Here is a 21,234-nt window from a genome sequence, read left to right on the forward strand (position 1 = left end):
TTGTCGAGGTCTACAAGACGACCCAGTCGCCATTCGCTCGCGAGGTGATCGAACGGTTGCAGGCGGTCTATGCCATCGAGGCCGAGATCCGCGGCAGCAATGCCGAGCAGCGGCTGGCCGCCCGCCGCACCAGGAGCGCGCCGTTGATGGCGGCGCTCAAGGCGCGACTGATCGAGATGGTCGACCAGCTCTTCTCCCAGTCGAAGCTGGCGGAGGCCATCAACGCTCAATCACTGGAACGGGTTGACGCTGTTTCTTCGCGATGGCCGCGTCGAGGTCGACAGCAATACGGTCGAGCGTTCCATGCGCCCGATTGCAATGGGAAAGGCGCAATTCATTGTTCAGCGGCAGCGAAGGCGGCGCCGAGAGCTGGGCGATCCTGGCGTCGATCGTGAACACAGCAAAGCTCCATGAGCTCGATCCGCAGGCCTATCTGACTGACGTGCTGGAGCGCATCGTCTCCGGGCGAACCAAGAGCCATCAGCTGCACGAGCTGCTCGCCTGGAACTGGAAGGCGGCCCGCGAGCGCATCGCGCAAGCCGCCGCATGAGCCCACGTCGCCATAAAGCATCGTCGTCGATGGCCTCAGCCGCGATGCCGCTTGAGGAGCTCGAACGATGGCTCCGGGCTCGCGCCGATCAGCATCCCGCTGCCACCAGTCTCCCCATGCTGGACGGCTACGTCGCCGCGATCGTGGCCGGACCGGTGTCGATAAGCCCGCTCGACTGGATCTGCCCATTGCTCGCCATCGATGCCGATGCTTTCAACCACGGCGGCACCCCGGAGTTCGCCGCGATCTCCGCCGTTGCGCTGCGCCACAACGAGATCAGCAAGATCCTTTCGACCACGCCTAGCCAGTTCGTCCCGATGCACCGGCGCAAAATCAATGGCGACGTCGATCCGCGTCCCTGGTGTCAGGGTTTCTATGCCGCGATGCGGCTCAAGCTATCGGCGTGGGCGCCATTGCTGGACGCCAGCAACGTCAATCATGGCCTGCTTCTGCCTATCCTGCTGCACTGTCGTGACGATCAGGGGCCGCTGCTCGGACCACCACGAAGCAGCCGCGAGACCGGCGACTTTCTGCGTAACGCCTCCGCCGATATTCCGGCGGCCGTCGAGGCCTTGCGCCAATACTGGATGCCGACCCGCTACGCTCGCGCCCGCTGATCCCCGCAGACGTGGGAGCTCATACCGGTTACGATTGAGCAGGATCCGCAGGCTGATCCGAGCGAAGCGACAATGCCCGCACGATTGAGATGGTGGAGAATTGCGTCTCTTTCGCCAGGCGATCTCGGAAAATCTCGGCATCAAACTGGAGAACGTCACGCTCAACATGCTCGGTCGCACCAAGAAGGTGATGATCGACAAGGAGAACACCACGATCGTCAACGGCGCCGGCAAGAAGGCCGAGATCGAGGCGCGTGGCCCAGATCAAGGCTCAGATCGAGGAGACCACCTCGGACTACGACCTTGAGAAGCTTCAGGAGCGTCTCGCGATGCTCGGCGGCGTCGCGGTGATCCGCGTTGGCGGGGCGACCGAAGTCGAGGTGAAGGAGCGCAAGGATCGCGTTGATGACGCGATGCATGCGACCCGCGCGGCTATCGAGGAGGGCATCGTCCTGGGCAGCGGCGTCGCCCTGCTCCGTGCCTCCGAGCAGCTCAAGGGCCTGCGCACTGCTCCAAAAGCATTAGGATCACACCGCTCAGTGGCGCCTTCAAATCATTCCGTCAGAAAAGAAGCAGAAGAGCTCTTCGCGAGGCACATCAAGGTGGCAAGTCGGCAGTCGAAAAGGGAATTATTGTCTTTGATCTCAGAGGCGATACGATGCCTTAAATTACTTAAGCTCTATAAGAAGATAAAGGCGAATAGGCTGGAACATAAGAGTATAAGTCCCGCTGCGGTCAGCCCCAGGAGGCCGCCGGAAACAAAATTATGCTTGCGCATGAGCGCCCTTAGTTGCGGTCCTGAATTGCAACAGGGCCCTTTCCTGCGCCCGCGCGGTCGGTTCTTATCCTGATTTTTCACATAATTCCGGCTGTTCCGCCTCGAAAATGCATTTTTTGAGCACCGCACAAGGCTACTCGGCCGCGTTGCGGCACGAATGATCGCTATTGCTTTCGGCTCAGCAAACGGCACCTGAAGAGCGGCGCGACATCCTGCCCGCGACGCGTGCCGTTTGGCCCGGATGCGAGGGATTCATAATTGCGATATGGGCTCTGAAGTAGTTTTTGGTCATGCGTGGGTCTCTGATTTTCCTCGTGGTTTTTGCAATCATCTTGGCGGCGCGCGGGCAGCAGCAAGAACGCTTCGTGTTGCGCCCGACTGCGGCCATGCCGCCGGTCAACGTTCCTTGAGAGCAAGCGCACGGAACGTGTCGGCGACATGATGATCATTTGGGACACTTATCTGGTCAATCAGATCCGACGGACCATCCACCGGCGGAGATCGTGACAGTCCAGGTTGGTTGCGCCGGCCTCGTTACCCAGCAGTTACTCTGCGGACCAGCCGGTCGAGCCCTTCGATGGCTGCATGCAGCAGCTTGCCGTCGGTCGGGAAGGTGACGGCTTGGGCTGCACCGTGGTATCCACGGTGACCCGCTTGAGATCGCGCCTGCGCAGTGCCCCGGCGTCGTGCGCCACCCTCAGGCTGTCGGCCAGCAGAAGCTCGAGCTTGTCACCAAAGCGCTTGCGCAATGGCTGAGATCCGAGCGCTCATGCGGAAACTCATGCGGGAAAAACGCCTCGCCGGTGAAGTGCTGGGAATACGGATCATGGACCCAGCGATCGCACACGCCTTCGTCGGAGAGCCATAAATGTGCTTGAGCAGCAGCAGCCCAACCACGAAGCGGGTCTCGATCCCAGGGCGGCCCTTGTCGCTGTACAGCGGTGCAATCTGCGCATCGATCCAATTCCAGTCGACCTTGCCGGCGAGCTGCACCAGCTCGTGCTTCATGTTGATGATCTGATCGAGCCTGGCACGAAACAGATCGCCTTCTTCCGTCGCTTTCGGCTTCTTCGGTCGCCTTGGCTCCTCCGATACGGCCATCGAATCAGGCTTTGCGATTCGACGGAATCTCAAACTGCAAATTGCAGGCTTCCGATGCTCAAACCTATCAAAGCCTGCAATGCGAAACGCGCCAACGTCCGGAAAACCGATTCCTGATCAGCACCTTAGGCGTTGTTCACGGACGACGGTCTAAGAGGGATGTTTCAAGAACGAGGCGGGAGCGAATTGACGTGAGTCAATGCGAACCAAGCGTGTCGGCCATCGATCGCTTTATGCCGAGCGGCATCAGCGCTCAGATACTGTTGCCGTTGAGAGGCGGCGATACTCCCAGGCACTCCGTCCCACTTGGCCGCGCCTGCGCCGTGGCCACAGCCAACGGCTCACGCGCCGAAAATCGAGGTCCATACATGAATAGCGCACTGCGCATCCCGGGATCTTGGACCTGATCGAAGCAACAGCACCTTTCCCCGATATGTGCTGAGATATCAGCACTTCTCGTTCCAGCTCTCCAATAAAGAGTTTGAAGCCCACAACGGCATCGTTCTCCTTCGGCAACCTGATCATCGGGCGCGGTCTTGATCGCCTAGATAGCGGCGGTACACGTTTTAAGGTTACACCATCGTTGCCAGCGATGTGAATCGCGGTCAGTTCATCGACTTCGGTCGATGAAAAATGGTGGGACCTCGTCAAACGTTGTGATCAGCCGGTTCAATCCAGTCTAAGAGTGCGGTGCGCACGTTCGGCTCTTAGAGGACCGGCGCCGCCCCAATCGTTAAGGCTCGCGCCGACGTAGTTCGACAGAATGGGATCGTGCCGGCACTGGCGATGGTAGTTCAGGAGCTCTCGTGTCCTCTGGCTGGAGTTGGGGCGTGCTAGGGCGCGGCTCCATCAGTTCGAGCACTGCTCGCCCCTTGTCCGTGATGCGCCACCCTCCATTCACACGCTCGACGAGTCGCTGCGAAAAGAGGTCGAGCTCGGGCGCGCGGGCGCCCATTCTCTTGGTGCGCGCCGCCCAATCGGGACCGCTCGTGGCCAAAATGGTCATGTCTCGCTTGAGGTCCGGCATGGATGCGAACCCGTCCGGGTAGCTCACAAGGATCTTCAACACGGTGACCTGGAAATTCACATGAGCACTATCAGTGTTGTCCGCACCTACCGCCACATTGTTGGCGCAGAGCGAAGAGCTTCCGTGCCGACCTGCCTAAGGCGGTCCGCCGTGATCTCACCTCTGTTGGCGGCGTCCAAGATCTTGGAAGCGACATGGGCCCGAGTGCCGGTTTCGCTGCGAGGCAGACCCTCGCAAACCTCCTCGAGAACGGCACGCAAAAGCGCAGTGGTCGTTGCGTCCAACACTTGGCGACTCCGCAAGGCGCAAAGAATGGTAGCACGAGGAAGTACGCTGAAACTTTCAAATGAACTATTAGCTGATTCCAAGACTATGAACTTCACCACAGTTGCGGTTGTTCGTTGATTGCCTGAGACGTCGCGGCCGTGTCCTCCTAGGGGTAGTTGTGATGCTCTTGCTCCGCCGCGCCAGTGCCGAGGAACCACCTCCCGTGATGGAATTCAGCCCCGGAGAGGCTCTTTTTGACGATTTTCATCGCGATGGCTGTCCTCGCCGCGCAACATGAACTCATTCTGGTGGCGGCGCATCTTCAGCATCAATATCGCGCGCTGAGGCTGATTGAGCTCGCTCATCCGATGCTCAACTGCGCGCACGGCCATTCGTAACTTGCCTTGAACTCCTTAATTCTCGTTGAAGCCAAGGTTTCGTTGGGCCGAGACCACGTTCTGGAAGCGTGTTGCATAGAGATTGATGACAGACCGCAGGGAGGTCGCCTCCTTCATGGGGTCATCGTCGCGCAAATCGGTCACGACTCCATCAACACGACTGGATGCTGCGAACTGGCGCTCATGATTATCGGCATGCTTCTTGATCGATTCTTCACTGGGCTTGCGCTCGAATTCGGTTGCAATTTGCCCGGATTCCAAGAAGGTTTGTGACAACGATACGACATGATCTTTGAATTCGTTGCTGGCATTCAACTCACGTTGCGCCACGCTCCCGTAGACCGACGACAGTGCAGATTGCGCCTGTGACAATGACCCCCTGAAATCCGCAGGAGTGCGAGCTGTTCGCGTAGCCCAACTCGGAATCCCCGACGCGGTGATGATGTCCAACGAATTCCGATCGCGACTTTGCGCATTTTGCCCCTCAAATGACTTGTCCGGACGCGCCCGATGCCGGTTCGCACTGTCGCGACGCGCAGCTATCCTGCTAAATCGCCGAGCTCAATGTTCTCTGCCGCTCGTTGACGAGCGCTGACTAATCTAGATTGATTTCCTAAATCCTGAAACCGAGCTATCGAGGGTACGGACGCGTACACCGAGCGAGTGTTCGATGGCCTCGATGAACAGTACGCAAGTTCGAATATTCTCGCGAGAAACGCTTCAAGATAGCAGTTGCTGCGAACTTGGCGGAATCTGCGCACAAAAACTGCAAGATATTGCTGCGAACGCCTCCCATCCTCCCAGGTAAATGAGTATCCGATATCCGCTTGCACGATCTGACGACGTTTCGTGCAAGATTGGAGTTCCCAGTGAGTTCATTTACTTGCCGAGCTCCTATTCAGTGCCCTTCGGGGCGTTTCCTCCCTGACTCGGCCGCGCGGTATCTCGCGCGGCCTTTTTTCGTGATCGACGACGAAGACCTGATTGCTCGGATTTGAAAACCTCCAGGAGCAACGCGACGACCCCGACCGCCGCCGCACAACCCACGCAAGGCTCGTCCATCCTGCGCTAGCGTCTGAAGGACCCGTCACTTATGCGGGAGGCCTGCTACATTGATGGCGCCTAGGTCGGCTCACCGCGCCTTTCGGTAAACAATCCGGCGACCGGCATCGAGCTCGCCAAAGTGCCGCAGTTCTCAGCCGACGACTGCACGAGAGCCGTGGAGGCCGCTGAACGAGCGTTCCCTGCATGGGCGACGCTCACAGCCAAGCAGCGCTCAAACATCCTGCGCAAATGGTACGAATTGATCGTCGCCAATCGCGAGGATCTCGCGCTAATCCTGACCTCCGAGCAGGGCAAGCCGCTCTCCGAGGCGCTAGGCGAGGTCGATATCGGTGGCGCCTATGTCGAGTTCTATGCCGAAGAGGCGCGCCGCATCTATGGCGAAACGATTCCCTCGCCGCGCCCGGATGCAAGGCTGCTTGCGATCAAGCAACCAATTGGCGTCTGCGGCGCGATCACGCCGTGGAACTTCCCCAACTCGATGATCACCCGCAAGGTCTCGCCGGCGCTCGCCGCAGGCTGCACCGTGGTGCTGAAGCCAGCCAGTGAGACGCCGCTCTCGGCGCTTGCGCTCGCAGCCCTCGCTGAGAAGGCCGGCGTGCCCAAGGGTGTCTTCAACGTCATCACCGGAGATTCGCGACCGATCGGCGAGGTTTTGTGCGAGCACGCGGCCGTGCGCTTTGTCGGCTTCACCGGCTCGACCGAGGTCGGCAAGATCCTCTATCGTCGCCTCCATCGACCTGAAGAAGCTCGGGCTCGAGCTCGGCGGTAAGGCGCCTTTCGTGGTGTTCGACGATCCGATATCGATGCCGCCATCGAAGGCGCCATCGTCTCCAAATACCGCAACATGGGCCAGACCTGCGTCTGCGCCAACCGCCTCTACGCACAGGCAGCCATCTATGAGGAATTCGTGCAGAAGCTCTCGACGAAGGTCGCGGCGATCAAGATCCGCGAGGCTGCGGTTCGTGCCTGCACACTGTCCATGAGCGGCGCGATCGCGCCGGTTGTGCTCAGTCATGATTCGGTCTTGACAGCCGCAGCTCTGGTTTTGGCGGGCGCCGTATGGACGTGGACGCTATTCAACATTGGCGTGCAGCTCTCCGCCCCGCGCTGGGTTGCGGGCCAATCCGTTGCGACTTGGTAGGCTGCGTTCTCTGGGGGCCTCGCAGTTGGCAGTTGGGGCTGAGGGCGCCTCACCGATGCCGTCGCTGTCGACATCTCGCTGCTCGTCTCTGCCGGACTGATGCTGCTCTTGCCGCTGCTTGGGCGCTGGCTGCGCATGCCGGCCATCACCGAGCGCGGGGATGACGCCGACATGCTTGCCGATCCTAAGGTGCGGCTCCCGCTGACCACCGGAGCGGCCCACTGGTAGTTGAGCTCGACTATCGCGTGGCCTCGGAAAATGCGCGAGCCTTCCACAACCTCATGCAGGATGTGCAGCTCTACCGGCAACGCAACGGCGCCTGTGGTTGGTCAATTGCGCGTGATATCGCCGACCCCGAGCTGTGGACCGAGCGCTATCACTGCCCGACATGACTCGATATTTGCGCCAACGCAACCGCTGGACCAGTCGGAGCGCGCATGACACGAGAAGGCCATGGCTTTCCATATCGGGCCTGAGCCCCTGCGTATCCGTCGTATGCTGGGTGCCCGACCGCGCCGCGAGTGAGCTCTAGCTGCTGGTTGAGAGCGCGGCGCAGGCACTAGGTCGTCCCTTCCATCGCACCCGCATTCAAGGACCCCGGGCACGTTGACGCCCTTGCGCTTGGCTAAGCCTTCGCCGTCAGTCAAGTTGGGTAGAGGACTTCCACCTCCAAGCTGTCGCTCATACTCGGCACACAAAAAGGGCCACTCTGATGAGCGGCCCAAGTCTGCGACGAAACGTCCCGTAGGGGACCTCTAGGATCAGGCCGCAGCCTGTTCGATCGGCGAGAAGGGAAGACCAAGGCTCTCGGCGACAGCCTTATAGGTTAGCCGGCCCCGATAGACATTCAGGCCTGCGCGCAGATGCGGATTTTCGAGCACAGCTGCAAATCCTTTACTGGCGAGAGCCAAACCAAAAGGCAGCGTAGCGTTGTTGAGTGCCTGGCTTGAGGTGAGCGGCACAGCTCCCGGCATGTTTGCGACGCAATAGTGGATAACGCCATCCACCTCATAGGTTGGATCGGCATGTGTCGTCGCCCGCGAAGTCTCGAAACATCCGCCCTGATCGATCGCTACGTCCACGATCACGGAGCCTTTGCGCATCGAACTCAACATACCGCGGCTGACCAGTTTCGGCGCGCTCGCGCCAGGAACGAGAACGGCACCAATGACAACGTCCGCCGCAAATACCTCTTCTTCAACGGCGTCGATCGTCGAGAATCTGGTACGTACTCGCCCTTCGAACAGCTCATCCAGTTCGCGAAGCCTGGGAATCGAACGGTCGAGGATCGTGACCTCAGCGCCCAAGCCTGCCGCCATCCGTGCAGCGTGAGTGCCGACAACGCCCCCGCCGATCACCACAATGCGTGCGGGTGGCACGCCCGGTACCCCGCCAATCAGCAGTCCCCTTCCGCCCACGTACCGCTTCAGCGCCGCACCCGCGGCTTCAATCGCAAGTCTTCCCGCAACCTCGCTCATAGGGGCAAGCAGTGGAAGGCCACCGTGCGCGTCGGTCACAGTTTCATAGGCAATTGCGGTGCAGCCAGACTTCATGAGGCCCTTCGCCTGCTCCGGATCCGGAGCCAAATGCAGATAAGTGAAGAGGATCTGGTTTTCTCGAAGCTGCGTCCATTCGGAGGGCTGTGGCTCCTTGACTTTCACGATCATTTCGCTCGACGCGAATACCTCGCGAGCAGCGGTCGCAATCGTCGCGCCAGCTTTGCGGTAGTTATCATCTGTCGCGCCAATCCCGGCCCCGGCGTTGCTCTCGACCAATACGCTGTGGCCAGCTGCAACGTATTCGCGGACGGCCCCAGGCGTCAGGCCGACGCGGTATTCGTGCGTCTTGATTTCCTTGGGAACACCGACCTTCATTTGCAATCTCCTTGGTGAGCAGCTCGTTGTAATCGGAAGAGCGGTACAAACCTGCGAGGCGAGAGGCCAAATAGCGCAGTAATCCGGCGATCTTCCACGCCTGCTTGCAGGATTTCGAACAGACGACCGAAGACCGCCGAGTTGGCTGGGATGCTACCACAGGGTGCGTGATCAGGATTGATCTACGCCGGACTGGACCGACTTCTTCGTTGTTTTGCCTCATTCGCAACGATGCTCGATTCGCTAACAGGAGTAGCACTTGCGAGGGAGGCCCGCGGGTTCATCAAAGATGGATCGGGTTTTTCAAAGGTTTGCTGAACGATTGACCGAAAGCACGCATCGAGACGCAGCTCAGCAGAGCATGGCTGAGGTCGCCGCTGCGCTCAAACTGTCGTGCTTCGCATATCTCGCTCTTCCCCGTGAGCCGGGCAGTGCTCCCAACCTGATCTCGACATATCCCCCCTCCTGGACGCCATCTATCTGCAGCGCGGCCACCAATCCGTCGATCCGGTGGTCCGTCGGGCAATGCGCCAGCCTAAGCCCTTCCGATGGGGGCTTGGATTTGAAGCGCGAAATCGGTCGGAGTCCGAACGCGCTTTGTTCGAAGAAGCCGAAAAATTTGGGATTCGCTGCGGGTTTACATTTCCTATCCACGATGACAAGGGCGCAATCGCCGCGCTGAGCTTTGCAAGTGACGAGCGTCGAACTGGTTTCGAGCGCGCGCTTGTCGAGCACGCCCAGAGCCTGCGATTAATCGCGACGTTTTTCCATGAGCATGCAAAACGCTTCTGGACGATTGATCGCATGATCGGCGGCGTGGTGCTGTCTCCTCGCGAGTACCAGTGTCTCGAATGGTCCGCGCGCGGTAAATCGGTTGGGGAGATCGGGATCATTCTCGGCATCGCAGAGCGAACCGCGGGATTTCACCTGGACAACGCCCGTGCGAAGCTCGGTGTCAGCTCGCTTCGTCAAGCGATCGTGCTGTTGACCGAATCAAAATCTCGAAAATTAAACACCGGCCTTCCATAAACACCTGTGGAACTGCACAGGATGCGTTTGCCTAGGCCTCTCTGCCCGAAACGAAGCAGGGAGGCAAAAATGATGCAGCTCATCACGCCGGAGTACTACGGGGAATTCCTCCACGGTCTCGCCGAGATGCACCGGCTGCGCTACCGCGTTTTCAAGCAGCGCCTGGATCGGACCGTCGAGGTCAGCGGCGACATGGAAATCGACGAGTTTGACGTCCTTCGACCGGCGCATCTACTGAACCGCTCGGGAGCCGGACGTATTCAAGTTTGCGTCCGGCTTTTGCCTTCGACCGGTCCAACCATGCTGAGGGACACCTTCCGATCCTGCTGGACGGGCAGCCGGCGCCACGAAGCCATCGGGTCTGGGAGAGCAGCCGATTCGCGCTCGATATTCCCGCGGATGCGCCGAAGGCGAGCGGCGGACTTGCTGCTGCCAGTTACGAGCTATTTGCTGGTATGATTGAATTTGGCCTTTCCATTGAATTGATCGAAATCGTCACTTTGACCGACGCCCGCATAGAGCGCATTCTTCGCCGGGCCGGATGGCCCCTTCGCAGAGCGGGAAAAGCTCGCCCTCTCGGAAACACCACGGCGGTTGCCGGGTACCTGGAGGTCTCGCCCGATGCGTTGGACCGCATCCGCAAGGCGGGGCACATCTCGGGACCGGCGCTCTGGGCTCCGGTCATTCGAGCGGCCGACGAGGTTCTGGAAGCAAAACCCAATCGCAGCATCGCTGCAGATTGGTGCGGAAGGCCGCTCTTCTCTCTCTCAAGACTTGCGATGCACAAGCCACGTCGAATACGACCGTCACTTCAAGCCAGTAAAGCGCTCGAACTCAGATCGGCCGTGGCTGCGGCCGATTGCGGAGCGTTCGTGGAGCCGCCGAGTTGCTGAGGTTACAACAATCGAGCCTCAGCCGAACAATCAGCGAGCTTGAGCACCACTTGGGCGTTCAAATTTTCGAGCGCTTCAGCGGAGGTGTGCGCCCAACGCGGCCCGGCTGCGACGTCCTTCGATTGGCCAGGACCATCCTGGAGGAATTCGACGCACTCATCGCAACCGCGCGATCCGTTCACAACAGCGAAACCGGCAGTCTGAGCGTCGGTTTCTGCACATCGCTTTCGGCCGGCAATCTGCGAGCCTCCTTACTTGAGTTCAAGGAGCGGTTCCCGCAGATCGCGCTTGCGAGGTTGAATGATCAAGAACACGTTTAGCAGCGGCACTCCGCAACGGAGCGCTTGATCTCCTGATCGTCACGGGGAGCTTGCCGTTTTGGACACTAAAGCCATGTCTCTGTGGAGCGAGCGTGTTCTCGTTGCCTTGCCTCATGACCATCATCTCAGTTCGCGCGAGACTGTCTACTGGACCGACCTGCGCGGCGAGACGGTGCTGCTCAGCCTCTACGACCCAGAAAGGAGCTCGAATATCTTCTGGTTTCCAAGCTCGTCTCGCCTGAGGTCCGCCCAAAAATCGAGCGCCACGACGTCAGTCGCGGCAGCATCAAAAGCCTGATCAGCATGAACACAGGAATAAGCCTCGTGCTCGAGTCCGACATGGGCGCGAATTTGGCGGACCTTGTCTACCGAGAGCTGCGCGATGGCGCGGGTGCGAGCCGATTCGAGTTTTCTGCCTATTGGCACGCCGACAATGAGACCCGGCCCTGCAGGAATTCCCTGATGTTACTCTCCGAGCGCTATTCCTCGCCTTCGATCGGTCGCTGACGCGCGCGGCGCGCTCTCCGGAAGCTCCTGTCGGCCGCCATGAACCGGGCCAGCATGGGCGCGATAAGCTTGGCCGGATCCCCGATCGGCTGAGCGGTCTCCTGTGCAAGGATCTGGGCATATGCCACGAGATCCCTGTGCACGCTCGCGGGCAGTTCATGCGTAATCTTGATCGGCTTGTCGTCTTCGATTGCTCCGAGCTTAAGCTTTGCCATCGTCCTCAACCTCTATATGGTTCGAGCATCAGGTCACGGTTGACGATCACCCTCACCGGAAATCCCGGACGGATCGTCAAGGTCGGCTGTATGTTGAGATTGCGGCGGACCACCTGCTGGCCTGTTTGATTGACCGAATCCCCAGCTCCACGGCGGAGGGCGGCAATGAGATCGTTGTTGGTATTGCCGTTATCCGCCCCGGAATTCACCTCCGTGCCGACGGAAAGCAGCGTCGAAAGAGCGGCCGCCCCCAACAGTTCCTTCCAATGATTGTCGACCTCGTCCTCAAGACCAGAGTAGCCTGCCGCATCTGCACCGGGCTGCCGTTCCAGAACAATCGACCTCCCATTCGGCATGATAAGGCGCGTCCAGACCAGGAGCACGCGCGACTGGCCAAATGCGACCTGGCTATCGTAGTTCCCGATCAGCCTTGCTCCCTGGGGGATAAGGCGAGCTCGCCCGGTAGGAGAATCGTACACCGATTCTGTGACTTGCGCCGTGATCTGGCCAGGCAGGTCGGAGCGGATTCCTGTGATGAGAGCGGCCGGAATGACCGTTCCGGCCTGAACGACAAAAGGCGAAGCCGGCCTCACAAGGCGATCGGAGCTTGTCGTCCGACGATCGACCGTTGCACTGACGAACGCAAGCTTTCGGTCTTGGCCATTCTGAGCAAATGCTTCGTCGGATGATGGCGCGGCGCTTGAACGGGTTTCGCTCGATGAAGTGGCAGGGGCTTGTGGCCGGAAATTGGTGCTGGCAAATACCTTGCTGGTCCGTGCCGCCTCGCTCTCCTGGTTGACACGCTGCTGTTCGGCATCCATACCGAGCGAGCTGGACGTCGAAGATCCCTGTGCTGCGACGATCGGCCGACCGAGATCGCCGGGCAAAGGCGGCCCCAGGCGCGGCACGTCCTTCGGGATCTCGGTGTAATCCTTCGGTAAGGTCGCGAGCTGATCGGCGACGTTGTGGTGGTCAGTCGCGTAAAGCTCCTCGGGCGCTGAAGTACCTGACCGTTTCTCGTGCAGCGCCCAGAGCACCGCGCCAGTGATCAGCGCGAGCACAAGGGCGCTGCCGCCGATAAGGACTTTCCGCGAGAGGCGCGCAACTTTTGGCCGATCCGGCCGGAGCCGCAGGGTTTCGGCGATCTCTTCCGGTGGCTTGCCCCGAGGCGCTTCCTTTGGTGTATCGATCGCCTGGTCAGTATCGTTCAAAGCGACCTCCCGTCGGTTCGCACGATCCTGACCTTCTGCTGGTGCTCCTCGCCCAGCCTCAGTTCCGCGGCCGCGAACAGCCGGTCAACAATCAGCACATTTCCGTAAGCGCGGTAGTTGACGATCTCGGTTTTGCCGTCGGGCCCGATCACGAAGAGCGGCGGCATCTCGCCCTGACTGACGCCGGGGGAGAATTCAATGTAGGTTTTTCGGCCATCATCATAAGCGTTGACGGGACGCCAAGGCGGGCTGTCGCCCTCGATGGCGTAGCGGTAGCGGCGCGCCGGCAGGCCCGGAATAAAGGGTGCCGGCGGTAAAGCTCGCGTTCGCCCGCCACGATCCGCCGGATAGAACCAGGCGACCGAGGGCATATAGGGCTTTTCTTTGGCGCGAAGCTCGATCAGGTAAGTACGGCGATCAGTATTGACGACGAGGTTGGTCTCGATCGAGGGACGGGTGGGCTTGACCATGATGTGAACGCGGCGGGTGTCGCCGCTGCCACTCTCGGTGTCGCCGACCACCCAGCGGACGGTATCGCCTGCGGCGACCGGTCCTGAGCCGATCAGCTGCTCACCGGGCTCGAGGGCGACGTCCGTAATTTGCCCCGGCGCGGCATAGATCTGGTAGAGCGCGCCCGGACTATAGGAAAACACTTGCACCGCATTGTAGTAGCCGGCTTTGCGAGGCTGCACGCGTGCAGCGTCATTTGCGGTTTCGATGCGCTCGACAGGCTCCTTGGCCTCCGCGCTGTTGCCGCCTCGTGCAGCCTTCCAGGCCGGCGGCACATGCAGCGGTCGCGGGCGATCATCGGCAAGCGCCGGCAAGTCCTGTGCCGGCGGGAGCTCGTTGTCGTAGCTGATTTGCGGCGGCCTGAAGGTCGTGCAGCCGCCGAGCGTCGAGACACAGACCAGAAGAGCCAGAGGCAAGCACGGCCGCACTTTTCGTGACACAATAACGAGACCTGACGGCATGTTAGCCGAGCTCCTTTGACCAGTTGATCGCGTTGACGTAGATGCCAAGGGGATTTTTGCGTAGGCGATCCAGATCGCGAGGCATTTCCACGACGATGGTAAGGATCGCAGTCCACCGTTCCGTTGCGGCAAGTTGGCCGTTGTCGTAGCGGCGCTCGATCCAGGCGAGGCGAAAGCTCTCAGGCGAGGCTCGGATGACGCTCGAGACCTCGATCGCGATTTGCGTCTTTCCGAGCTTGGCGAAGGGGTCGTTGTTGCGGGCATAGTCGTTGAGCGCGGCGGCGCCGCGATCGGTCGTGAAGTCGTAGGCACGCAGCCAGTTCTCGCGGAGGACAATCGCGTCCATCGGCAGGCCGCGGACGTGCTCGATGAAGCGCGCCAGGTGAAACGCTATTTGAGCGTCCGTCGGCTGGTAGGCAGCATTTGCAGGGGCAACTGCTTTCGCTTCGCCCAATTGATCGACCTCAATCACCCAGGGCGTGATCGTGCCATGGGCTGATTGCCAGACCAGAGCTGCGGCAAAGCCCGCGGAGAGGAACAGGCAGCCGAATGCCATGAGCCGCCAGTTCTTGGCCTGGACTCGTGCTGCACCAATGCGGTCATCCCAGACTTGAGCTGCGCGTTGATAGGGCGTGACCGGCTCCGGCGTGGGGCCATAGTGAACGGCCGATCGTTTGAACATTTGTCTGACCTCAAGGCATGGTTGGAAATGGATTTGGAGAGACAGCGAACTCAGCGATTGTCTTGTGAGAGGTCGACCGATGCGCCACTCCCGCCGTGATCGCCTGACCGAACCGCGTGCGTGGCCGCTGATGCTCCATGCTGGATGGTCTGCGTCCGCTTCATGCGCCGAACCCAGGCTGGCGGACTGTCGGGCGCGGCCGAGGAGTCCCGCTCCTCCTGACCGACATGACCAGCCCCTCGCCCAAAACCGGCTGCGAGCGAACGCAAGGGACTTGCCGCGCCTGGCGCGCTCGCCTCGACGCCGGAGCTTCCCGCCCGCAACATGTTCTTCGCGCCACTTGCAATCGCGCTTCCACCACGCAGCGAGCCCGCAATCGCGCCGGCGGCAAGACCTGCAGCGCCGACGGCAACGCCAGCTCCTGCCGCGATCACCCCACCGGCAGCGAGGCCCGTGCCGACGGCGGTACCTGCGCCAAGCTGCGGACCTCCGGAGACGATGCCATTGGCAATACCGGGGCCGAAGATGCCAAGGCCCAAGAGGGCGAGAGCGCCGAGCACCAGCGCCATCGCGTTCTCAATCGTCGGCTGGTTGCCGCCAAAGCCGCCTGTGAACTGCGAGAACAAGGTCGATCCGATGCCCACGATGACGGCAAGGACCAGAACCTTGACTCCCGATGAGATGACATTGCCCAGCACCCGTTCGGCCGCAAAAGCGGTCTTGCCGAACAGGCCGAAGGGGATCAGGACGAAGCCGGCAAGTGTCGTCAGCTTGAACTCGATCAGAGTGACGAAGAGCTGGATCGCGAGAATAAAGAAGGCCAGCAACACAACGATCCAGGCGAACAGCAGGACCGCGATCTGCACGAAATTCTCAAAGAAGCTGACATAGCCCATCAACCCGGAGATGGAATCCAGGATTGGGCGACCCGCATCGAGCCCCACCTGGGCGATCCGGCCAGGTCGCAAGAAATCAGCCGACGAGAGGCTTGTGCCGGAGGCTTTCAGTCCCAGCCCGGCAAAGCTTTCGAAAACGATACGGGCAAGGCTGTTCCAATTGCCGAGGAGATAGGCAAAGACGCCGACAAACAATGTCTTCTTGACGAGCCGCGCAAGAATCTCCTCATCAGTCCCGAAGGACCAGAACAGGCCCGCCAGCGTGAGGTCGATCGCGGCCAGCGTTGTGGCGACATATCCGACTTCGCCCCCGACGAGACCGAATCCGGAATCGATATAGCGGGTGAAGGTTTCCAGAAACTGGTCGATAACGCCCGTACCACCCATGGCTCACTCGCTTTGGCTTGGAAGGGAGAAAAAGCCGGACGGGAGGCGACTTTCGTCTTTAGGCGGGACTGGAGAGGAGAATGGCGCCGCGCCGGTCCGGCTATCCGAACCATCAATTGACCTGCTTCCGCCTAAGAACTGACTGCGCTGCTCAGCCCAGATCTTCTGGCATTCGAGCAGTGCGTCCTTCTGCTCGTAGGTGACGGTACGGCATTGCTCGAGCTTGGCTGCGGTCAAATCCGGTTTTGAGGCCAGAGAGACGGAAGACTGGGTCGCGCTCTCGTCGGTGCGTAGGCGAATGGCGCAGGCGGCAACCAACAGGACAGCAAGACCAGCTACTGCCGCGACAGGCAGTCGTTCAAATCGTATTTTCATGATCAGTGGAACATCTGCACATTTGTCGATTGATGGTTTTGGCCCGGGCTGAGAAAGCGTCGCAGCTGCTCCCTACCCTGCTCCTGCGCTGCAGCCCGCTGGGCGGATTCGAGCGTCTGCGCGCGACCTTGCGCGGCAACAGTCGCCGTGAGGTCCGCAAGCTGCTGGGCCTCCAGCGCAAGGAGCTGGTTACCGGCCTGACTTGCCTGGAGCGCACCCGCTGCGCCCTGGCTCGCCGTCACGAGGGCGGACATCTGAGTGCGGTTGGCGTCGAGATTGCCGACAACGCTCGCTTGGACCCTCATGGCGTCCTGCAGCCCGGCAACTGAGTTCTGCCAGCGTGTTTGGGCATTTGCGACCAGGAGCCCATCGGACATGCTCGCGGATGCCGGCGCATAGGTGGTGGAAAACGCGCGATCGATCTGCTGGACGTCGTAGGCAATCCGCTGCGCCTGCGAGAGTAGCTGCTGGGTGCGCTGAATCGATTGCTCGAGCTGTTGCAACGATGAATAAGGCAGGCTCGCCAGGTTCTTCGCCTGGTTGATCAGCATCTGCGCTTCGTTCTGGAGCGAAGTGATCTGGTTGTCGATCTGCTGCAGCTCACGCGCGGCCGTGAGCACATTCTGAACGTAGTTGTTGGGATCGAACACGATCCACTGCGCCTTCGCTTCGCGGGGCGCTTGGATCATGGTCATGGCGATGATACTTGCTGCCAGAAGCGGGCGGATACAGCTCATCAGAGCGCTCCTTGTTTGGCGAGCTGCGGAATGAGATTGCAGGCCCAGCCGAGGTCGCGCGCCTTGAGCCAGCCGGTGACGAACTCGTCCCTTCCGTGCTCGGCAAGCACCCGATCAATCAAAGCCTGGTCGGCTTTGGACGAGGCGGCCGCGAAGGCGAGCGCGATTTCGCCAAGTCCGAGCTCGAACACGCGGTTGCCGCGGCGCGATTGGCAGTAGTAGTCCCGCTTCGGAGTGGCGCGGGCGAGGATCTCGATCTGCCGGTCGTTCAGCCCAAAGCGACGGTAAATCGCCATGATCTGCGGCTCGATGGCGCGATCGTTTGGCAACAGGATGCGGGTCGGGCAGCTCTCGATGATGGCAGGCGCGATTTTGGAGCCATCGATATCGGCAAGCGATTGGGTCGCAAACACGACCGAGGCGTTCTTTTTGCGAAGGGTTTTGAGCCATTCGCGGACCTTGCCGGCAAAATCGGCGTCATCGAGCGCAAGCCAGCCTTCGTCGATGATGAGCAGTGTCGGACGGCCGTCAAAGCGGTCCTCGATCCGGTGAAACAGATAGGCCAGAACTGCGGGCGCGACAGAGGTCCCGATCAATCCGTCGGTCTCGAACACCTGGACGGAGGCTTCACCCAGCCGTTCATATTCGCCGTCCAGCAACAGGGCGTATGGCCCGCCGAGGCAGTAGGGCTGCAGCGCGCGCTTGAGAGCGTTGGACTGCAGAAGAACGGAGAACCCAGTCAGCGTCCGCTCCGTAACTGGCGCCGAGGCGAGTGAGGTCAACGCCGACCAGACATGATCCTTGGTCTCAGGGGTGACTTCGATCCGCTCGCGCGTCAGGATCGATGCGATCCAGTCGGATGCCCAGCCTCGCTCGCCGACATCGTCGATGCGTGCAAGCGGCTGGAGCGCGACGAATTCTGACGATTCCAGCGCGCCGCCGAGATCATGCCAGTCGCCCCCCGTGGCGATGGCCGATGCGCGGATCGAACCGCCGAAGTCGAACGCAAAGATCTGCGCCTCGCCATAGCGGCGGAACTGCAGCGCCATGAGCGCCAGCAGCACCGACTTGCCGGCGCCCGTCGGTCCGATGACCAGCGTGTGGCCGACATCTCCGACATGCAGAGAAAACCGGAATGGCGTCGAACCTTCAGTCTTACCGAAGAACAATGGGGGCGCCTTGAGATGGTGATCCCTCACCTCTCCGGCCCATACGGCAGATAGCGGGATCATATGGGCGAGGTTCAGGGTCGAGACCGGCGGCTGGCGGACGTTTGCGTAAGTTTGTCCCGGCAGGCTGCCGAGCCAGGCTTCGACGGCATTGACCGTCTCCGCCATGCAGGTGAAGTCCCGGCCCTGGATAGCCTTTTCGGCGAGGCGGAGCTTTTCGTCGGCTGCGCGCGGATCCCTATCCCAGACCGTGACCGTTGCCGTGACGAAGACCTCGCCGATCTGATCCGAACCCAATTCCTGGAGCGCACTGTCGGCGTCCATCGCCTTGTTGTGGGCATCGGTGTCCAGAAGCGCGGAGGCCTCGTTCGTCATCACCTCCTTCAGGATCGAGGCAATCGACTTGCGCTTGGCAAACCATTGCCGCCTGATCTTGGTGAGGAGCTTTGTGGCATCTGTCTTGTCGAGCATGATCGCCCGCGTCGACCAGCGATACGGGAATGCCAGCCGGTTCAGCTCGTCGAGAATCCCGGGCGTGGTCGCGGTCGGAAACCCCACGAGCGTAAGAACGCGCAGATGCGCCTCGCCCAGCATGGGCTCGAGACCTCCTGTCAGGGATTGATCGGCTAGCAGCGCATCGAGATACATCGGGATTTCTGGCACGCGCACGCGGTGCCGTTTGGTCGAGACCGTCGAATGCAGGTAGGTCAGCGTTTGCTCGTCATCGAGCCAGCTACATTCCGGCATGAAACCTTCGACGAGCTGCAGCACGCGGCTGGTCCGGTCGACAAAGCCGGCAAGCACCTCGCGCGCATCCGCTCCCGCAGCGCGATGGCTGCCCTCGTACAGCAGGCGCTCTGCTGCGGCCGCACTCTCTGCCGGAGGCAGATAGAGGAAAGTCAGATAGTAGCTCGACTCATAGTGGCTGCCGGCCTCCTCGAATTGCGCTTTCCGCTCCGCATCCACCAGCGCCGAGGCGACGTCCGGGAATGTATCCGGCGGATAGCGTCCGGCCGAATGCCGCTGCGCCTCGACGAACACGGCCCACCCCGATCCGAGGCGACGGAGCGCATTGTTGAGGCGGCCTGCGACAGCAACAAGCTCGGCAGGCACTGAGCTGTCGAGATCCGGCCCTCTGAACCGGGCCGTTCGCTGAAAGGATCCATCCTTGTTGAGAATGACGCCCTCATCGACCAGGGCCGCCCAAGGCAGGAAGTCGGCAAGGCGCGTGTTTGAACGGCGATATTCGGCAAGATTCATCATAGGCAACTCTAGGACCTGAGGTGGCTTGGAATACGGACGTGCCGGCGCACGACTTCCACGAAATCGGGATCGCGTTTTGCGGCCCAGATGGCGGCCATGTGGCCGACGAACCAGAGGAGAAGGCCGGCAACCCACAGGCGCAGCCCAAGACCGAGTGCCGCCGCTAACGTGCCGTTGGCGATCGCCACGGCGCGCGGCGCACCGCCTATCAGGATAGGCTCGGTGAGCGCACGATGCACGGGCGCGATAAAGCCTGCGACAGGCTCCTCCATTAGATCACCACGCCGCCGCCGAAGGAGAAGAAAGACAGAAAGAAGCTTGATGCCGCAAAGGCGATGGACAGACCGAACACGATCTGAACCAGGCGACGAAAGCCACCAGACGTGTCGCCAAATGCGAGCGAGAGCCCGGTCACAATGATGATGATGACCGCGATAATCTTGGCGACGGGACCCTCGACCGATTGCAAAATCTGGTTGAGCGGTTGCTCCCACGGCATATTTGAGCCAGCGGCGCAAGCCGGGATACTGCTCAGCCAAAGGGTCACAATTGCCGTGGCCGGAATGCTGGCGCGGCGGAGAGATGAAGGCATCGTCATGATCGGTCTCCAATTGCAGAAAGGCTGTAATCACCTGATGCTCCTAAGCCGGTGACGCGGGCGAGCTCGCTCAAGCGGCGTTCGGCGCCGCGGCCGCTGAGCACCGCGATCACGTTGATTGTTTCGGCGATAAGCGGCCGGGGGACTGTGACGACAGCTTCCTGGACTAGCTGCTCGAGTCGGCGTAGCGCCCCGAGCGCCGTTCCGGCATGGATCGTGCCGATTCCGCCCGGATGTCCGGTGCTCCAGGCCTTGAGCAAATCGAGCGCCTCGGCTCCGCGCACCTCACCAATGGGAATTCGATCGGGGCGCAGACGAAGCGACGAACGGACCAGGTCGGAGAGCGAGATCAAGCCGTCCTTCGTGCGGAGCGCCACGAGGTTTGGCGCCAAGCACTGAAGCTCGCGCGTATCTTCGATGAGAACGACACGGTCAGTCGTTTTAGCCACCTCGGCGAGAAGGGCATTGGTCAGTGTCGTCTTGCCGGTCGAGGTGCCGCCGGCGACCAGAATGTTCTTGCGCGCGCAAACTGCATCCCTCAATGCACCGGCCTGAGCCGGCGTCATGATGCCGACTGCGACGTAATCCTCGAGGCTGAACACGGCGACCGCCGGCTTTCGGATCGCAAATGTTGGCGCAGCAACGACCGGCGGCAGGAGCCCCTCAAAGCGCTCCCCCGTCTCGGGCAGCTCGGCAGAAATCCGTGGGCTCCCGGGATGAACCTCGGTACCCACGTAGTGAGCCACCACGCGGATGATTCGCTCTCCGTCAGAGGGGGTTATATTCTTGCCAGTATCCGTAAGGCCGCTCGACAGTCGGTCGATCCACAGTCGGCTATCGGGATTGAGCATCACCTCGACGATTGCCGGATCTTCCAAAAAAGCTGCGATGGCGGGCCCCAACGCGGTACGCAGCATACGCGCTCCGCGCAAGTTCGCGTCTGAATCAAAAGAATGGATCGCCACGATTTGCCCCAAGCTGCTGAGGCCGCTTCGGCGCCCTCATCTGAAGGCAAATAAAAGATAGGTCGTGTGTTACCGCAACAAAGGGAATATGCCGTTCGTAGTCTAGCGTAGAGAAAGGAACATTTGAAAAGAGCGCCGGCTTGACGCACCAACCCCTCGACGGCGAGGCGAGACATCAGCAATGACCAATGATCCGGA

At 60.8% G+C, this 21,234-nt stretch carries 20 protein-coding genes and 6 pseudogenes; 9 read left to right on the forward strand and 17 right to left on the reverse strand.

Features of this window, described 5'->3' with window-relative positions:
• Nucleotides 1-44: 44 nt before the first annotated feature.
• The 4 genes and pseudogenes from IVA82_RS04185 to IVA82_RS04200 all read left to right on the forward strand — a co-directional run.
• Nucleotides 45-414, forward strand: a pseudogene (locus IVA82_RS04185) (transposase).
• Nucleotides 392-550 carry a transposase domain-containing protein gene (locus IVA82_RS04190; protein WP_247388765.1) on the forward strand — a complete coding sequence of 53 codons (159 nt, stop codon included), beginning with the start codon at nucleotides 392-394 and terminating at the stop codon, nucleotides 548-550. Before IVA82_RS04185 ends, IVA82_RS04190 begins: the two are co-directional and overlap by 23 nt.
• Nucleotides 551-579: 29 nt before the next feature.
• A complete protein-coding gene (locus IVA82_RS04195; RefSeq protein WP_247388764.1) occupies nucleotides 580-1,167 on the forward strand; it encodes a YecA family protein in 588 nt (195 codons plus the stop codon).
• A 115-nt stretch (nucleotides 1,168-1,282) separates the two neighbouring features.
• Nucleotides 1,283-1,679: pseudogene (locus IVA82_RS04200) on the forward strand (TCP-1/cpn60 chaperonin family protein); the annotation flags it as partial.
• Nucleotides 1,680-2,482: 803 nt separating this feature from the next.
• Here IVA82_RS04200 and IVA82_RS04205 read toward each other — a convergent pair.
• The 5 genes and pseudogenes from IVA82_RS04205 to IVA82_RS04220 form a co-directional block, all read right to left on the reverse strand.
• A pseudogene (locus tag IVA82_RS04205) lies at nucleotides 2,483-3,046 on the reverse strand (transposase); the annotation flags it as partial.
• A gap of 733 nt (nucleotides 3,047-3,779) precedes the next feature.
• Nucleotides 3,780-4,133: a hypothetical protein gene (locus IVA82_RS04210; protein WP_247388763.1), complete on the reverse strand. Its 354-nt coding sequence runs from the start codon at nucleotides 4,131-4,133 to the stop codon at nucleotides 3,780-3,782.
• 26 nt (nucleotides 4,134-4,159) lie between these two features.
• Nucleotides 4,160-4,360, reverse strand: a complete 201-nt coding sequence (locus IVA82_RS04215; RefSeq protein ID WP_247388762.1) for a hypothetical protein — start codon at nucleotides 4,358-4,360, stop codon at nucleotides 4,160-4,162.
• 213 nt (nucleotides 4,361-4,573) lie between these two features.
• The gene (locus IVA82_RS48455; protein WP_256469613.1) at nucleotides 4,574-4,705 is read right to left on the reverse strand and encodes a hypothetical protein; all 132 of its coding nucleotides are present in this window, start codon (nucleotides 4,703-4,705) and stop codon (nucleotides 4,574-4,576) included.
• A 48-nt stretch (nucleotides 4,706-4,753) separates the two neighbouring features.
• On the reverse strand, nucleotides 4,754-5,188 hold the full coding sequence (locus tag IVA82_RS04220; protein WP_247388761.1) for a hypothetical protein: 435 nt from the start codon (nucleotides 5,186-5,188) through the stop codon (nucleotides 4,754-4,756).
• Nucleotides 5,189-5,921: 733 nt separating this feature from the next.
• Between IVA82_RS04220 and IVA82_RS04225 the strand changes: the two are divergent.
• Nucleotides 5,922-6,701, forward strand: a pseudogene (locus IVA82_RS04225) (aldehyde dehydrogenase family protein); the annotation flags it as partial.
• Nucleotides 6,702-6,752: 51 nt separating this feature from the next.
• A pseudogene (locus IVA82_RS04230) lies at nucleotides 6,753-7,476 on the forward strand (MFS transporter); the annotation flags it as partial.
• 229 nt (nucleotides 7,477-7,705) lie between these two features.
• Here IVA82_RS04230 and ald read toward each other — a convergent pair.
• The gene (gene ald / locus IVA82_RS04235) at nucleotides 7,706-8,818 is read right to left on the reverse strand and encodes an alanine dehydrogenase (RefSeq protein WP_247388760.1); all 1,113 of its coding nucleotides are present in this window, start codon (nucleotides 8,816-8,818) and stop codon (nucleotides 7,706-7,708) included.
• 525 nt (nucleotides 8,819-9,343) lie between these two features.
• On the opposite strand from ald, the gene IVA82_RS04240 reads away from it, so the two are divergent.
• The 3 genes and pseudogenes from IVA82_RS04240 (at nucleotide 9,344) to IVA82_RS04250 (ending at nucleotide 11,060) form a co-directional block, all read left to right on the forward strand.
• The gene (locus IVA82_RS04240; protein WP_247388759.1) at nucleotides 9,344-9,847 is read left to right on the forward strand and encodes a LuxR family transcriptional regulator; all 504 of its coding nucleotides are present in this window, start codon (nucleotides 9,344-9,346) and stop codon (nucleotides 9,845-9,847) included.
• Between the two features lie 69 nt (nucleotides 9,848-9,916).
• A pseudogene (locus tag IVA82_RS04245) lies at nucleotides 9,917-10,542 on the forward strand (acyl-homoserine-lactone synthase); the annotation flags it as partial.
• Between the two features lie 191 nt (nucleotides 10,543-10,733).
• The gene (locus tag IVA82_RS04250; RefSeq protein WP_247388758.1) at nucleotides 10,734-11,060 is read left to right on the forward strand and encodes a LysR family transcriptional regulator; all 327 of its coding nucleotides are present in this window, start codon (nucleotides 10,734-10,736) and stop codon (nucleotides 11,058-11,060) included.
• Between the two features lie 479 nt (nucleotides 11,061-11,539).
• Here the strand turns inward: IVA82_RS04250 and IVA82_RS04255 are convergent, their stop codons facing one another.
• From IVA82_RS04255 to trbB, 11 genes are read right to left on the reverse strand one after another with little or no spacing between them, the layout of a single operon-like run.
• Nucleotides 11,540-11,782 (reverse strand): DUF2274 domain-containing protein, encoded by a 243-nt coding sequence (locus tag IVA82_RS04255; RefSeq protein ID WP_247388757.1) that lies wholly within the window; start codon nucleotides 11,780-11,782, stop codon nucleotides 11,540-11,542.
• Nucleotides 11,783-11,787: 5 nt separating this feature from the next.
• Entirely contained in the window at nucleotides 11,788-12,993 is a 1,206-nt protein-coding gene (locus tag IVA82_RS04260) for a TrbI/VirB10 family protein (protein ID WP_247388756.1), read from the reverse strand.
• Complete coding sequence (trbG, locus tag IVA82_RS04265) at nucleotides 12,990-13,964, reverse strand: P-type conjugative transfer protein TrbG (protein ID WP_247388755.1); 975 nt, start codon at nucleotides 13,962-13,964, stop codon at nucleotides 12,990-12,992. Before trbG ends, IVA82_RS04260 begins: the two co-directional genes overlap by 4 nt.
• Nucleotide 13,965: 1 nt before the next feature.
• On the reverse strand, nucleotides 13,966-14,646 hold the full coding sequence (trbF, locus tag IVA82_RS04270; RefSeq protein WP_247388754.1) for a conjugal transfer protein TrbF: 681 nt from the start codon (nucleotides 14,644-14,646) through the stop codon (nucleotides 13,966-13,968).
• 50 nt (nucleotides 14,647-14,696) lie between these two features.
• Nucleotides 14,697-15,929 carry a P-type conjugative transfer protein TrbL gene (gene trbL / locus IVA82_RS04275; protein WP_247388753.1) on the reverse strand — a complete coding sequence of 411 codons (1,233 nt, stop codon included), beginning with the start codon at nucleotides 15,927-15,929 and terminating at the stop codon, nucleotides 14,697-14,699.
• Between the two features lie 3 nt (nucleotides 15,930-15,932).
• Nucleotides 15,933-16,304, reverse strand: coding sequence for a putative entry exclusion protein TrbK-alt (trbK-alt, locus tag IVA82_RS04280; RefSeq protein ID WP_247388752.1), 372 nt, complete (start codon nucleotides 16,302-16,304; stop codon nucleotides 15,933-15,935).
• Between the two features lie 2 nt (nucleotides 16,305-16,306).
• Nucleotides 16,307-17,041 carry a P-type conjugative transfer protein TrbJ gene (gene trbJ / locus IVA82_RS04285; protein WP_247388751.1) on the reverse strand — a complete coding sequence of 245 codons (735 nt, stop codon included), beginning with the start codon at nucleotides 17,039-17,041 and terminating at the stop codon, nucleotides 16,307-16,309.
• Complete coding sequence (gene trbE, locus IVA82_RS04290) at nucleotides 17,041-19,473, reverse strand: conjugal transfer protein TrbE (protein ID WP_247388750.1); 2,433 nt, start codon at nucleotides 19,471-19,473, stop codon at nucleotides 17,041-17,043. Before trbE ends, trbJ begins: the two co-directional genes overlap by 1 nt.
• An 8-nt stretch (nucleotides 19,474-19,481) precedes the next feature.
• A complete protein-coding gene (locus tag IVA82_RS04295; protein ID WP_247388749.1) occupies nucleotides 19,482-19,745 on the reverse strand; it encodes a VirB3 family type IV secretion system protein in 264 nt (87 codons plus the stop codon).
• Nucleotides 19,745-20,065, reverse strand: coding sequence for a TrbC/VirB2 family protein (locus IVA82_RS04300; RefSeq protein WP_247278044.1), 321 nt, complete (start codon nucleotides 20,063-20,065; stop codon nucleotides 19,745-19,747). Before IVA82_RS04300 ends, IVA82_RS04295 begins: the two co-directional genes overlap by 1 nt.
• A 2-nt stretch (nucleotides 20,066-20,067) precedes the next feature.
• Nucleotides 20,068-20,988, reverse strand: coding sequence for a P-type conjugative transfer ATPase TrbB (gene trbB / locus IVA82_RS04305; protein ID WP_247388748.1), 921 nt, complete (start codon nucleotides 20,986-20,988; stop codon nucleotides 20,068-20,070).
• Nucleotides 20,989-21,234: the final 246 nt, after the last annotated feature.

The organism is Bradyrhizobium sp. 142 (assembly GCF_023074015.1).
GTDB lineage: Bacteria > Pseudomonadota > Alphaproteobacteria > Rhizobiales > Xanthobacteraceae > Bradyrhizobium.

What these genes read in the sequence shown, in the direction of transcription:
- IVA82_RS04195 (WP_247388764.1), top strand. Translation starts at nt 580, where the DNA reads ATGGCCTCAGCCGCGATGCCGCTTGAGGAGCTCGAACGATGGCTCCGG.
- IVA82_RS48455 (WP_256469613.1), bottom strand. Translation starts at nt 4,705, where the DNA reads ATGAGCGAGCTCAATCAGCCTCAGCGCGCGATATTGATGCTGAAGATG.
- ald (WP_247388760.1), bottom strand. Translation starts at nt 8,818, where the DNA reads ATGAAGGTCGGTGTTCCCAAGGAAATCAAGACGCACGAATACCGCGTC.
- IVA82_RS04240 (WP_247388759.1), top strand. Translation starts at nt 9,344, where the DNA reads ATGCGCCAGCCTAAGCCCTTCCGATGGGGGCTTGGATTTGAAGCGCGA.
- IVA82_RS04255 (WP_247388757.1), bottom strand. Translation starts at nt 11,782, where the DNA reads ATGGCAAAGCTTAAGCTCGGAGCAATCGAAGACGACAAGCCGATCAAG.
- trbG (WP_247388755.1), bottom strand. Translation starts at nt 13,964, where the DNA reads ATGCCGTCAGGTCTCGTTATTGTGTCACGAAAAGTGCGGCCGTGCTTG.
- trbF (WP_247388754.1), bottom strand. Translation starts at nt 14,646, where the DNA reads ATGTTCAAACGATCGGCCGTTCACTATGGCCCCACGCCGGAGCCGGTC.
- trbL (WP_247388753.1), bottom strand. Translation starts at nt 15,929, where the DNA reads ATGGGTGGTACGGGCGTTATCGACCAGTTTCTGGAAACCTTCACCCGC.
- trbK-alt (WP_247388752.1), bottom strand. Translation starts at nt 16,304, where the DNA reads ATGAAAATACGATTTGAACGACTGCCTGTCGCGGCAGTAGCTGGTCTT.
- trbJ (WP_247388751.1), bottom strand. Translation starts at nt 17,041, where the DNA reads ATGAGCTGTATCCGCCCGCTTCTGGCAGCAAGTATCATCGCCATGACC.
- trbE (WP_247388750.1), bottom strand. Translation starts at nt 19,473, where the DNA reads ATGATGAATCTTGCCGAATATCGCCGTTCAAACACGCGCCTTGCCGAC.
- IVA82_RS04295 (WP_247388749.1), bottom strand. Translation starts at nt 19,745, where the DNA reads ATGGAGGAGCCTGTCGCAGGCTTTATCGCGCCCGTGCATCGTGCGCTC.
- IVA82_RS04300 (WP_247278044.1), bottom strand. Translation starts at nt 20,065, where the DNA reads ATGCCTTCATCTCTCCGCCGCGCCAGCATTCCGGCCACGGCAATTGTG.
- trbB (WP_247388748.1), bottom strand. Translation starts at nt 20,988, where the DNA reads ATGCTGCGTACCGCGTTGGGGCCCGCCATCGCAGCTTTTTTGGAAGAT.